Annotated in this window: 14 protein-coding genes; 9 read left to right on the top strand and 5 right to left on the bottom strand. The window is 38.5% G+C overall.

Annotated features, from left to right (window positions below):
- Nucleotides 1–18: 18 nt before the first annotated feature.
- Genes trpD through GARC_RS19375 form a run of 3 tightly spaced genes read right to left on the bottom strand, consistent with a single transcriptional unit; the run spans nt 19 to nt 3,283 of the window.
- Nucleotides 19–1,032 (bottom strand): anthranilate phosphoribosyltransferase, encoded by a 1,014-nt coding sequence (gene trpD / locus GARC_RS19385; RefSeq protein WP_007623461.1) that lies wholly within the window; start codon nt 1,030–1,032, stop codon nt 19–21.
- Nucleotides 1,033–1,037: 5 nt separating this feature from the next.
- Complete coding sequence (locus tag GARC_RS19380) at nt 1,038–1,685, bottom strand: aminodeoxychorismate/anthranilate synthase component II (protein WP_007623455.1); 648 nt, start codon at nt 1,683–1,685, stop codon at nt 1,038–1,040.
- On the bottom strand, nt 1,685–3,283 hold the full coding sequence (locus tag GARC_RS19375) for an anthranilate synthase component 1 (protein ID WP_007623454.1): 1,599 nt from the start codon (nt 3,281–3,283) through the stop codon (nt 1,685–1,687). Before GARC_RS19375 ends, GARC_RS19380 begins: the two co-directional genes overlap by 1 nt.
- A gap of 350 nt (nt 3,284–3,633) precedes the next feature.
- On the opposite strand from GARC_RS19375, the gene GARC_RS19370 reads away from it, so the two are divergent.
- The 8 genes from GARC_RS19370 (at nt 3,634) to GARC_RS19335 (ending at nt 11,149) form a co-directional block, all read left to right on the top strand.
- Nucleotides 3,634–4,473 (top strand): PHP domain-containing protein, encoded by an 840-nt coding sequence (locus tag GARC_RS19370; protein WP_007623453.1) that lies wholly within the window; start codon nt 3,634–3,636, stop codon nt 4,471–4,473.
- Nucleotides 4,474–4,557: 84 nt separating this feature from the next.
- Entirely contained in the window at nt 4,558–5,178 is a 621-nt protein-coding gene (locus GARC_RS19365) for an L-threonylcarbamoyladenylate synthase (RefSeq protein WP_007623452.1), read from the top strand.
- A gap of 17 nt (nt 5,179–5,195) precedes the next feature.
- Nucleotides 5,196–6,062, top strand: a complete 867-nt coding sequence (locus GARC_RS19360; protein ID WP_007623451.1) for a segregation and condensation protein A — start codon at nt 5,196–5,198, stop codon at nt 6,060–6,062.
- Entirely contained in the window at nt 6,055–6,726 is a 672-nt protein-coding gene (scpB, locus tag GARC_RS19355; protein WP_007623450.1) for an SMC-Scp complex subunit ScpB, read from the top strand. Before GARC_RS19360 ends, scpB begins: the two co-directional genes overlap by 8 nt.
- Nucleotides 6,726–7,583 (top strand): 23S rRNA pseudouridine(2605) synthase RluB, encoded by an 858-nt coding sequence (rluB, locus tag GARC_RS19350; protein WP_007623439.1) that lies wholly within the window; start codon nt 6,726–6,728, stop codon nt 7,581–7,583. Before scpB ends, rluB begins: the two co-directional genes overlap by 1 nt.
- 570 nt (nt 7,584–8,153) lie before the next feature.
- On the top strand, nt 8,154–8,459 hold the full coding sequence (locus GARC_RS19345) for a CU044_2847 family protein (protein ID WP_007623438.1): 306 nt from the start codon (nt 8,154–8,156) through the stop codon (nt 8,457–8,459).
- On the top strand, nt 8,452–9,204 hold the full coding sequence (locus GARC_RS19340) for a S1 family peptidase (RefSeq protein WP_007623435.1): 753 nt from the start codon (nt 8,452–8,454) through the stop codon (nt 9,202–9,204). Before GARC_RS19345 ends, GARC_RS19340 begins: the two co-directional genes overlap by 8 nt.
- A 367-nt stretch (nt 9,205–9,571) precedes the next feature.
- A complete protein-coding gene (locus GARC_RS19335) occupies nt 9,572–11,149 on the top strand; it encodes a hypothetical protein (RefSeq protein WP_007623432.1) in 1,578 nt (525 codons plus the stop codon).
- Between the two features lie 374 nt (nt 11,150–11,523).
- Here GARC_RS19335 and GARC_RS19330 read toward each other — a convergent pair whose 3' ends face one another.
- Both GARC_RS19330 and GARC_RS27055 read right to left on the bottom strand, forming a co-directional pair.
- Entirely contained in the window at nt 11,524–12,111 is a 588-nt protein-coding gene (locus GARC_RS19330; protein WP_007623428.1) for a Fic/DOC family protein, read from the bottom strand.
- A complete protein-coding gene (locus tag GARC_RS27055) occupies nt 12,101–12,259 on the bottom strand; it encodes a hypothetical protein (protein WP_007623426.1) in 159 nt (52 codons plus the stop codon). The genes GARC_RS19330 and GARC_RS27055 overlap by 11 nt, the downstream gene beginning before the upstream one ends.
- Before the next feature lie 435 nt (nt 12,260–12,694).
- Between GARC_RS27055 and GARC_RS19325 the strand changes: the two genes are divergently transcribed.
- Nucleotides 12,695–13,141: a hypothetical protein gene (locus GARC_RS19325; RefSeq protein ID WP_007623423.1), complete on the top strand. Its 447-nt coding sequence runs from the start codon at nt 12,695–12,697 to the stop codon at nt 13,139–13,141.
- The last annotated feature ends 69 nt before the right edge of the window (nt 13,142–13,210 follow it).

Here is a 13,210-nt window from a genome sequence, read left to right as displayed (position 1 = left end):
GTCAGTTAACTTTACCCTTTACTTGTTTTGGCTGATGGTAGCCGACTGCTTAATAGTGGCTAATGGTAGTTGTTGCTGCATAGCCTGGATTGCCATTTCAGCCCCTTGGGCATAGGTTTGTACTTTGCCACATAGTTTTAGTAATGCTGCAGTATTCATGGCTACAGCAGCTTGGTGAGCTGCTTGGCCTTTGCCTAATAACACATCTTCAATTAGGGCTTTATTTTCTTCTGGCTCCCCCCCTTTAATGGCGTCTAACGGATAGTTTTCAAGTCCAAAGTCAGCGGGTGAGACACTAGTTTGTGTTAATTGATCACCATTTACTTCCACTACTTGGGAGTCGCCATGTAAGGCAAATTCATCTAAACCACTGCCATGCACTACTAAGGCTTTTTGATAGCCTAATAATTGTAGGGTTTTAGCAAAAGGCATCAACAACTCGGGAGCATATACACCAATAATGATATGACTAGGGCGAGCTGGGTTAACCAAAGGGCCTAATAAATTAAATAGGGTGCGAGTTTTTAAGGTGGTGCGTACCGGCATTGCATGGCGAATACCCGAGTGATAATTCGGTGCAAATAAAAAACACAAATTTGATTCATCAAGACATTGACGGGCAGTGTCTGGGGACATGGTTAATTCTAAATCGAACGCTTTAAATAAGTCAGCCGAGCCAGATTTACTGGAAACACTGCGATTGCCATGTTTAGCAACTTTTACGCCGCAGCTTGCTGCCACTATCGCTGATGCCGAGGAGATATTAATGGTATTATGGCCATCTCCGCCTGTACCTACTATATCTGCAAATTCATAATCTGGGCGCGGAAATGCACCCGCGTTAGCTATTAAGGCTGCTGCGGCTCCGGCTATTTCTTCCGGTTGCTCACCTTTGATTTTTAAGGCTGTCAGTAAAGAAGATAAAACAATGTCATCTACCTGACCTGTCACCACTTGCGAGAATGCTTCGGTGACATCATCTTGTTTCAGATTTTTGCCTTGATAGAGTTGTTCAAGAATAGTGTGGATCATATTGCCTAAACCTTATCTTGGGTTAAAAATTTAATGCTTTGCATCAATAACTGGCTGCCATGAGACGTCAAAATAGATTCTGGATGAAATTGAAAGCCGAGCATTTTATCTTGCAAATGCGCTACAGCCATAGGGATGTTGGCAAAATTTGCTAATACAGTTAACTGCTCTGGGATATTGCTAGCCATCAACGAATGGTAACGTGCAACGGGTAACGGCTGTGGCATGTTAGTAAACATTTTATCAGCGCAGTGTTCAATTAAAGAGGATTTACCGTGCATCACTTTATCTGCACGAATAATATCACCACCATAAGACTCAACAATCGCCTGATGGCCTAAACAAATTCCCAACACTGGGAATTGGCCTTTTACTAGATCAAGTAGTTCCAACATTGAGCCCGCTTGTGAAGGGGTCCCCGGCCCTGGTGATAACATCAGCATCACTTGTTTAGCTTGGCCAGTTTCGTTTGTCTGCTGAGCTTCGTTACGCATTTTTTGAAAAATCACTTCAGCCGATACACTGTTGCGATACACGATTAATTCAAGGCCTAAAGTTCGAAGTTCATCCACTAGGTTGTAGGTAAATGAATCAAAGTTATCCAACAAAAATACACAGATAGGTTTATTAGTTTGAGCGGCAACTGAAGTCATTATAAGGCTCCCTTTGTTTGCGAGCTGGAAATAATGGCACTGATAACCGCTTGCGCTTTACCGCGGGTTTCGTCTGCTTCTGATTGTGGATCTGAGTCAAAAACTACTCCTGCACCTGCTTGAATATATGCGGTATCGTTTTTCACAAAAGCCGAGCGAATAACAATACAAGTATCCATATCACCTTGGTTGTTGATATAACCTACTGCGCCGCCATAACTGCCACGGCGCTGTTTTTCTACTTGACGTATTAAGGTGGCTGCACTCACTTTAGGTGCGCCGACTAAGGTGCCCATATTCATACAAGCTTGATAGGCATTAAGTGCATCTAAATCATCGCGCAATTGGCCTACTACTCGAGACACTAAATGCATTACGTGGGAATAGCGGTCAACCTTGAGTAAATCGGTCACATAACGAGTGCCGGGTTTAGATACTTTAGCTACGTCATTACGAGCCAAATCAACCAACATAATATGTTCGGCTCGTTCTTTTTGATCTTCTTGAAGGTTGAGTTCTAAACGGCAATCCAAGTCGAGGTCGATACTTCCGTCAGCTCGTTTACCTCTAGGGCGTGTGCCTGCTATGGGGTAAATCTCCACTTGATTGCTTTGTTTGGTGTATTTTAAAGCTGACTCAGGCGACGCGCCAAACATACAAAAGTCGTCGTCTTGTAGGAAAAACATATAAGGACTAGGGTTTTGTTGTTTTAAAGCTCGGTAAGCGTCATGAGGATGCGGGCAAGGCAAACTAAAGGTGCGTGAAGGCACCACTTGGAAAATATCGCCAGCTAGGATGTTTTCTTTTAGCTTGATCACATCATCTATGTATTCTTGGTCTGATTTATTGACCTCTAGATCATCATTTGTAATGGCTGTTTTAGGTAACTCAGCTAAAGGTTTGATGGTGCTTAGTTTGTGTTTAACTTGTTCTAGTCTTTGGCTAACCGAAAAATAGTTATTAGCGACATTTTTACCGCTAAACACACTGCCAATGATTTCGCTTTGCTGAGTTTGGTGATCGATGATGACCAAAGTTTCAGCTAGATAAAATACAAAGTCTGGGCAAGTATTGGCGCTATCTGCAACTTCTGGGAGTTTTTCAAAACTCGCCAATAAATCATATGCCAATGCACCGCCTAAAAATACTGCATTAGGGTGCTGGCGAATAGCGGTGATTTTATTGGTGATTAAACGTAATGCGTCAAATACCGCTGGGGCTTTTAAACGACTGTCTTCATCAATTTCAGTATCTGCCGCTGGAAAAGTGAGAGTGACCAAACCTTTAACGGGATCATATTCATGAGTCACGCCAACTGGACAATATTCATCAAACATAGGTAATACAGCATGGCCGTTGTCTGATAATGCGCGGCAAAATACTTTCTGACCATGGCATTCTAATTTTATGGCGGCATCTACCAATAACAAACTTTTTAGATTGTCTTTGCTATCAATTTCCGCTGATTCTAAAAGCAAATTATTGCTACGGCCTTGGCATAAATACTGGAATGCATGCAGAGGGTCGGCCACATAATCTGCGGCGACTATTAAGGTTTCTACTTTGCCAAACTGCTCTGTTAACTGGGCTAAACTCATTTTTTGATTCTCTAATACAATTTATCTGGAAGAGCAGGCGTAAAAAAGCCCGCATTATACGGGCTTTTTTTGAATTTTTTTTGAAAAAATGCAAACACTCACAGCCCGTTAGTTCAGGTTGTGCCACCACCAAATGTTGCGTGTTTGAATATTTTTCATTAGTTATTGTTCTCTTGAGTAGTTTAAATTGTTCTCTTGAGTAGTTTAAATAGGTTATTCGGCTGCGGATCAGTATAATAGCGCCAAGCAACTTAAATTTGAGTGCATAGAAGAAAACAAAAACGCTTCTATGTCAATACTCAAATTAATCTTATTCAGAAATAAAAATAATTAATAAAAGTTACCATTGAATGAAAATCGACCTGCACAGCCACACACATTATTCTGATGGGCACCTTACGCCTAAAGAGTTGATTGATCGCGCGCACAATATGCAAGTCGATGTTTTGGCTATTACCGACCATGACACGGTTAACGGTATTCAAGAGGCGCTGGATTATCAGACTGCGCAAAAACGTTCGATGCAAATCATGTCTGGTGTCGAAATATCTACTTCTTGGCATAACTTTGATATTCATATTTTGGGTTTAAATGTCGATCATACTAATACTCAGTTTTTGGCTCGCTTAGACCAACAAAGTAAAGAGCGTGACAGGCGGGCTCAGCAAATGTCCGACAAACTTGCCAAAGTAGGTATCGACAACGTATTCGAAGATGCAAAGTTAATGGCGGGCGTGGGCCAAATCACTCGAGCGCACTTTGCTAGAGTATTAGTGCAACGCCAAGTTGTAAAAGACTTTGATACTGTATTTAAGAAGTATTTAGGCAAAGGCAAAAAAGCCCATGTTAAGCCGCAGTGGATTGAAATAGCAGAAGCGATCACCTGGATACACGATGCTGGTGGTAAGGCTGTATTGGCTCATCCAGGGCATTATGATATGACCACTAAGTGGTTAAAACGATTGGTTGCCGAATTCGCCATGGCTGGTGGAGACGGGATGGAGGTTGTTCATTCCCATTTAACCCCAGAGCGCAAAAAACTGTTGGCTGATATGGCCAGCGAACACAATTTACAAGCATCCAGTGGTTCTGATTTTCATTATCCAAACCGCTGGACTGAATTAGGTAAAAACCTTACGCTTCCAGAACAACTTGTGCCAATATGGCATGATTGGTCTCTTGCTGGGTAACAAAAACTAGCTAACAGATGGCCTGCTAGTTATTACACAACTTAACAGGCAATACTGCTGCGATAGTAGAATAGGAATAAAGTTATGAGTCAGTTTTTTTATATTCATCCCGAGAATCCGCAAGTACGTTTGATCAAACAAGCTTGTGAATTAATTCATCAAGGCGCTGTGGTGGTATATCCCACAGATTCTGGTTATTCCATCGGTTGTCATATGAATGACAAAGCTGCCCTCGAACAACTTTGCCGTATTCGTCAAATTGATAAAGATCATAATTTTACGCTGATGTGTCGTGACATGTCTGAGTTATCTGAATATGCCAGAGTCGACAATACTGCTTTTCGAATGATTAAAAATAACACCCCTGGTCCTTACACTTTTATCCTTAAAGCCACTAAAGAAGTACCCAAAAGACTTCAAAATCCTAAACGCAGAACCATTGGTATCAGGATCCCAGACAACAAAATTGCCTTGGCACTTTTGGAGGAGTTAGGCGAACCGTTAATGTCGACTACCCTTATTTTGCCAGGTGCATTGATTGCAGAATCTAATCCTGATGACATACGTGATGAATTAGAAAAACAAGTGGGCTTGATCATTCATGGTGGATTTTTAGGTGAACAGCCTACTACTGTGATTGATATGTCAGAAGGTGAAAATACTATTATCAGAGAAGGCAGTGGCGACACTAGCCCTTTTGTTTAGACTCCTAGTTACCTTTTATGTCTGCAGATAATTCTTCTTTTTCAGCATCTAACCTAGCCAGTGAGCCAGTGCAACAGCCGTTGCCGCTGGCGTTTATCAATGGCGAAGCGTTGATTGAGAAACCTGAAGACCTATACATTCCTCCTGATGCACTTGAATTAATTTTAGAAGCCTTTGAAGGGCCTCTAGACTTATTGTTGTACCTAATTCGCAAACAAAAGTTCGATATCGTCAACTTGCCTGTTTATCAAGTCACTCAGCAGTACATGGAATATGTTGAGCTGATGAAAGACATTAAACTAGAGCTCGCAGCTGAATATTTATTAATGGCGGCTATATTAGCCGAAGTAAAATCGCGGATGTTGTTGCCCAAGCGCCCCGATGCGGAAGAAGACGAAGATGATCCCCGTGCCGAGCTTATCCGCCGCTTAAAAGAATACGAACGCATCAAACATGCCGCTCAAGAGTTGGATAACATTCCCAGACAAGAAAGGGACGTATTTACGGTTAATGTGCAAAAAGCACCCTCGGTTGAGGCTATTCGCATTCTGCCAACTGTCAGTTTGCAAGAATTGGTACTAGGCTTTCAAGGGGCGATGCAAAGAGCCCAAGCTTTTGAACATCACCATATTGAAAAAGAAACCTTGTCTACCCGTGAGCGTATGAGTTTGATTTTGGAACAGATTTCCGCTGATCACTTTACCGGTTTTGATGAATTGTTCCATGCCAGTGAAGGTAAGGCTGGTGTAGTAGTGACCTTTTTAGCAATTTTAGAGTTAGCCAAAGAAAGTTTAATTGAGCTAGTGCAAGCCCAGCCCTATGCCAACATTCATATCAAAATGAGTGGCCCGATTAATTATGCTGAGGCCGAACTAGATGGCTAAAATATCCAGAGTACAACTTAAACAACTAGTCGAAGCCGCTATTTTTGTGGCTGACGAACCTCTTACTCAAGAACAACTGCAACTAAGTGTACTAGCAGGGCTAGAGGTGAGTAAAACCATGCTCAAGGATACACTTAAAGAGCTACAGTTAGATTATCAAGCAAGAGGCATACAGCTAGTTGAAGTCGCATCAGGTTATCGTTTTCAATCTATGGATAGCCTTAGCCCTTGGTTAGGTAAGTTATGGCAAGAAAACGCGCCCCGTTATTCACGGGCGATGTTAGAAACTTTGTCGTTAGTGGCTTACAGGCAACCTATTACCCGTGGCGAAATAGAAGACGTGCGGGGAGTTTCTGTTAGTAGTCAAATTATGAAAACCTTAGGTGAAAGAGGCTGGATAAAAGTTATAGGACACAAAGAAGTACCGGGGCGCCCCTCTTTATACGCCACAACCAAAATATTTTTAGATTACTTCGGGTTAAAAAGCTTGAGTGAATTACCCAGTAGTGACGATTTTATTACGTCCGAAGGATCTGACGAACCACTAAACATTCTTTTAAGCGATGCCGTGCAAGATGTCGCAACTAAAGGTAAACCAACAGAGTCTGTAGCAGGGGAGGCGACCTTGCCCACTCCTCCAGACGGATCAGAGCAAATACATTAATGAGTGATAAATTACAAAAAGTACTAGCTAACGCTGGAACCGGTTCGCGCCGTGAAATGGAAAGATGGATAGAAGCAGGGCGTATTTCTGTTAACGGCAAATTGGCAACTTTAGGTGACAGGGTTGAACCTGCAGATAAAATTCGCGTCGATGGCAATGCCCTTAACAAATCCAATGACACACCTGCTTGCCGAGTCTTGATGTACAACAAACCCGAAGGTGAACTGTGTAGCCGCAAAGATCCCGAAGGCCGTGCAACTGTATTTGACCGACTGCCAGTAATCAAAAACGGCCGCTGGATCGCAGTAGGACGTTTAGATATTAATACCAGTGGATTATTGTTATTCACCAATGATGGCGAACTGGCCAATCGCCTTATGCACCCCTCACACGAAGTCGAGCGCGAGTATGCGGTGCGGGTGTTTGGTGAAGTAGAAGATAAAATGCTTAAACGCCTAACTAAAGGTGTGCAACTAGAAGACGGCGAAGCCAAATTTACCAATATTGTTAAAAGGCCTGGTGATGAAGAAAGCACAAACACTTGGTTTAACGTCAGTTTGTCTGAAGGCAGAAACCGTGAAGTTAGACGTTTATGGGAATCTCAAGGCGTACAAGTAAGCCGTTTGATGAGAGTGCGTTATGGCACCCTAGAATTACAAAAACGTTTACCTCAAGGTGGCTGGGTAGAATTAGGTTTACCTGATTTAAATACCCTAAGAGAAAGTGTGCAACTGCCTGCTGAGACAGAGACTTTGATTAAGATTGATCCCGGTAAGTTGGATCATGTGAAGATTAGTCGTATGCGGCGGTCGGTTAAGAAGCATAGGGTGCGTCAGGCTAATAATAAGCGGGATTAATTCGCGCTTCGCTTTGTTGAGTTAGGTAACACCTTTTAAGGTTGGTGTTACCTATAGGGTTTTATGCCCTAGCGGGCACTGCCATCCATGGCAGGTATCTCACAGAATCCCTTCTGTGCGACTTACTTCTTTTCTACAGCCAAAAGAAGTAAGCAAGAAAGGCCGCTCGCCGGTTATGTTCTTCATCCAATTATTTATGAGATTTAGCAGGTCGTCGTAATGTGCTCCCGGCACTCTACGACTCAATTTACATCCATGTAAATTGACCTACAAAATCTCAAAAATAATTGGCGAACATAGATGCGAGGCGTAGAGCAAAGACATCGGCTTTGCCGATAATCGATTTGATGGCTCTCCTACCTTCTAGTATTTGAAGTTTTAATTATTTAAGTGGGTATATCTATTTGAGTTGTTCTGTTCTGACTTAATAATTGTTTGGGTAATTTTAGATAAAAATATTACTCCTTTATTTGAAACTAAGCCTATGAAAGGATGGAAGTCCATGTAAATATGTTTTAACCAAAAATTGGTTCCAGTATGTAACGTTTAAATTTAAATTGAAGGATCAGTATGGATAAAATAATCAAACTTAGTGATGGAATACAAGTTGAAATTGAAGTGTCCGATGAGGAGGCGCAATTAATTTCAAACAACACGACTGTAAATTCATCAATAAATAAAGTTCAGTCCTTAATCATGGCAGTCTGCACACCTATTGGTAAAACATTGAAAGAGATATCAAATGACATTGATATTGAATCCACAAAAGTGACTATAGGTGTAAAGGTAGGTGTCGAAGGTAACTTCATTTTGGCAAAGAGCTCTGCAGGTGCAAATATACAAGTAGAAATGACATTGAAGAAACATAATGGATAATTCAATTCTAGCTATTTACAACAAAGATAGAAGCGTACTTGGAACTGGTTTTGTTATTGATAGTGATAATGACGGTATTTTCATAGCTACATGTGGACATGTAGTAACTAATTGTGGCGACAATATTTTGGTCGAAGGGACAACACCTACAATTATTCAGAATAAGTATAAAGAAGGTATAGATTTAGCCATTTTGTATGTTGAGGGAATTCAACTTCCTCCTTTAGCTATTCAAGCGAGTAAAATAACAAAAGAGGCTAAAGTAATAGGCTACACAAGGTTATTGGGCGATCCAATTAAGGAATCTATACAGGGTATTTTAGTTAAAACAAAAATCGAAATAAAAAAATCTGATTTTTTAACAATTGATACTTTAGCTCTTTCTACTCCTGAACCTATATCTAATGGATATAGCGGATCTCCAGTTATCTGTAATCATTCCAATAAAGTAGTTGGGATTGTCTGTATCCAAAAGGATAAGACTAAAAACTATGCTATTTGCTCTAAGCATTTGTTAGATATTTACTCCATTCCGAATGAAGTAAAACAAGAAGTTATTATTCCCATTTCATATGGGAAAGTGGAATTAACATCAGTACTATCAGATGAAGAACATTTATTTATAAAACACAGTTTATCTGAAAACTTAACCGCATCTTTATCATCTTTTATAGCCGATAGTAACATCTGGGTCGAGCCGCAGCTTTATAATATTCCGGAAGACACGCCCAAAAAAAAATTTTAAAAATCGCAACAAGATAGAGATTCAAAGTGTCATTGCCAACCCAAAAGATATTAAGATTATTGCATCTCAACAATATGGTTCTACATCTCTAGCTCATTATTTATGTAAGACAGCATGGATAAGTGAATCTAACTCTTTCTGGTTATACATTGATGCTTCTTCTCTGAAGGTTAACAAAGGGGAAATAAGTAAAAGGGTATCTCGTAAATTAGGTACTTTAAAATTAAAAGTTGCGGACATTGAATGCATTGTATTAGACGAATTTTCGTGCTCTTTAGAAAACTCAGGAAAAATATTAGATATTATTGATGAACTGTTTAGAAATATCCCTTTAATTGTTTTTATTACAAACAGAGAAAATCCATTATTGAATGAAAAAGACGAAAGTCTTTGTAAAAGGAGTTTTGAAAAAGCGTATTTATGGGCGTTACCTAGAAATTCTATCAGGGAACTAGTGCGAATATACAATACTAGTGAAGAATATATTGAAAGTGAAGATAAGGTTCTCAACAAAATTTTATCGGATCTTGAGGCAATTAACATTCCAAGAACACCTCAAAATTGCTTGACCTTATTAAAAATATCAGAGGATAAGTTTGATGATAGTCCAATAAATAGACCTGATATGATATCTAGAGTATTAAATTATATTTTTAATACTGGATATATACCGAAATATAAAACACGCCCAGATTTAATGGATACCGAGCACACCATGGGCTACTTTTGTGAATTAATGTTAAAAAATAAAAACTATTTGTTTACAGAACAGAATTTCATAAAAACTTTAACAAAATTCTGTAAAGATAATGAAATAGACCTAGATGTAATTGTCATCTTCCAAATATTACGTGATAACAATATTTTGGCACATAGAGGTGAATTTTATTATTTCAAATTTAGCTATTGGGTGTTCTATTTTGCTGCCCATAGAATGTTAAATAATGAAAGGTTTGCTTCTTATATTTTGTCTGATATGAACTACATTAATTATCCAGAAATTATTGAATTCTATACAGGTATTGATCGAAAAAGAACGGATGCTTTAAATCAAATAACACAGGACTTGAGAGGTATTCGAAATACTGTAGTTGAAAAATGCAACTTCCCAATCGACTTTAACGTTTTTGATAATTTACAGTGGCTTCCTACAGCCGATGGAGTTGCAAAATTAGAAAGTGATCTCACAAATGGTATTTTGAACTCAGATTTACCTGATGAAATTAAAGATGCATATGCAGACAAGTCTTATGATCAAGTGAAACCATTAAGGCAAAACATTACACATATATTAGAGACATATTCATTTTTACGATTAATGAAAGCTATACATTCAGGCGCTTTAACTCTAAGAAATAGTAATTATGGAGAGCTTAAGGCGAGACATAATTTATTAGATGAATTACTACTGTCTTGGGGACAACTTTCAAATGTATTAACAACTTTGTCGCCAGTATTAAGTAAAAATGGATATTTTGAAATTGACGGAGCTACATTTTCTTTAACTGATGATTTTGGTGAGGAGGACAGTGAAGAAAGAGTTAAAAATATTATAGTTTCTATCCCTGCAAATATTATCAAATGGTTCGGAAAAGATGTTTTTTCACAGAAGATTGGAACAACCCTTTTAAACAGAGCAGAGACTGAAACCAATTTGTTAAATCAGCATTTACTCAACTTATTAATTATTGAAAATAGACCTAAAGGTTGGGACGTGTACATTCAAAACTATATTTCCAAATCACACAAAAATTCATATTACTTGATGGATTTATATTCATCATTAAAAAATGAGTATAGATATAGTTTTGCTTCAAATAAATCATTAGTTAGTTTAAAAAAATTGATTAAGTCTAGTTTATCAAAGCATGAATTTGGAAATGAAAAGAAATCAAATCGAATTGCGGACAATAGACTACCAACAAGAGATGAAAGTAGTTTGTAAGTAGTTATTATTGATTACGTAGGCATCCATTATAAGAGAATCGGCTTAGCCCATAACAGCTATGGTGGCTCCGCCACTTCTTTTCCCGCCTTTAAAGTTTCAGCAAAAAATGGCTTATTCTTGGGGCAAATGGCATGGACGCCATTTGAGTGGAAGTTGAAGGGACACATTTGGAACGACCCAAGAATAAGCTATTTTATGCGTTTAAAAACTTTATTAGCGGCGGCGTCTTTTTGGTTACTTTATTCTTAGCTGTAGAAGAAAAAGTGACTGGCTTGGAACCGATAGGGTCAGAGCGGTTGATATCGCAGAACTAAAGAGATATCTATTGTGATGAATAAAAATATAATAAAATCAAATTGTTACGATTTATCTTAAGATGTAGCGTCAGTTAATATCTGTACAAAAGGCTTAAGATCACCATTGTACCCTTGAATATTTGCCTCAACCCATTTGTCTTTTGTGATGTCTGGCCACTCTACATTCAATCCTAAAAAGAAAAATAATTCTTCGAAGAAAAAACGTTGAGTTCTTCCATTACCTTCACGAAATGGATGGATAATATTGAGTTCACAAAAGATATCGGCAATGACTGTTATTAATTCTTCTGTTGAATTAATCTTTATAAGCAATGGGAGCCTAGAAAATTGCTTTGTGGCTTCTTGCTCAATGCGCTGACATGTACAAAATCGAGTCAAACCTTTTGATATGTCTACAGTTCTGATTTTCCCAGCCCATTCAAACACATCTTGAAAAAGTTGTTGATGTAGTGTTTTTAGGTGAGCCAAATTGAATGAATTTATGGATGATATAGCGGATGAATATTCAGTATATCTGACGGCGGTAAATGCTAATTCTGCATCTTCTAAAGTAGCGTCATCTAGAATATTTAATTTGTTTTTCAGTACATCGGAGTTGGGGTAACAATAATTATCCTGACTTACACCATACTTATCGCGCATACTTTAATTGTAGTTCTTTAATAGATTTGCCTTCATTTTCTTTTTTTAAGGATAAGCCTTCATAGCGAGAGCTTGTCTCAAAATTACTCAATTTAGGAGTGAAAATTCGAGCTTGTTGCTCCTTAGTTTTTAAAATTGCATTGGTCATATTGTCCTCCCAGAAATTGTTCAAATTATAACTTATTCTAAGTACATATTCTATATACTGACATTATTAGCGCAATCTGAATATCGTGGCCAGATCATGATTATTTTCTCATTTACTTAATTAATGTTGTTCTGACCTCGATACTTCATTGTTGTTTTACAAGGTACCGATCGTTTATTAAAAAATGAACATATGTTTCCTCACTGACCATTTTGATGGCCTTCAGGTAAGTCGATATTCGGTTAAAAAGATAAAATTAGTAACGAGGACTACCCTAGCGGTGTTCTAAGCTTGCTGGAAATCGCTTATTAAGGTTATTGCACATATTATTGAGTTGTTTAATTTTTGTACGGGTCTAAGCTTGATTCAACCGTGATGTCATAATCAGGTTTGTTTGAAATCTGAACGATTCATGTGTAACAAGGAAAGAAACAAATGAAAGCACAAATAGTAAAAACTACAACGCTAGCTTTGTTATTTAGTTTTTTGGCTTTTAATGCACTAGCAGAAGATGAAAGAGTATTTAAAAATGGAAATTACTGGGAAGTATCATCAATTGAAATTGTTGACGGACAATGGTTGAACTATGCCACCCATCTTAAGGGGAAATGGCAGGAGTCAATGGAATTTTCAAAATCAAAAGGATGGATTTCAGATTATAAAATTTTAATAAATCAACATCCTAGGAAGGGTGAGCCTGATATGTATTTGGTCAGTATTTTTAGTGAAATGGCTACCAAAAAACAAGAAGATGAACGTTACGAAGCGTATATGAAGTGGGCTAAAAGTAGCATCGCTAAAATGGAAGAGGAGAGTGGCGAAAGAGTGATAATGCGACACTTATCAGGAAACTCATTGTTGCGTGAAGTGACCTTTAGATAATGAATTAACAGTCACGTATAAACCCAGCGACTCACTTCATTGGGTTTTTTCTTAAAGATATTTTAAGCA

This window comes from Paraglaciecola arctica BSs20135, assembly GCF_000314995.1.
GTDB classification, from domain to species: domain Bacteria; phylum Pseudomonadota; class Gammaproteobacteria; order Enterobacterales; family Alteromonadaceae; genus Paraglaciecola; species Paraglaciecola arctica.
This window is presented reverse-complemented; position numbering and strand designations above follow the sequence as displayed.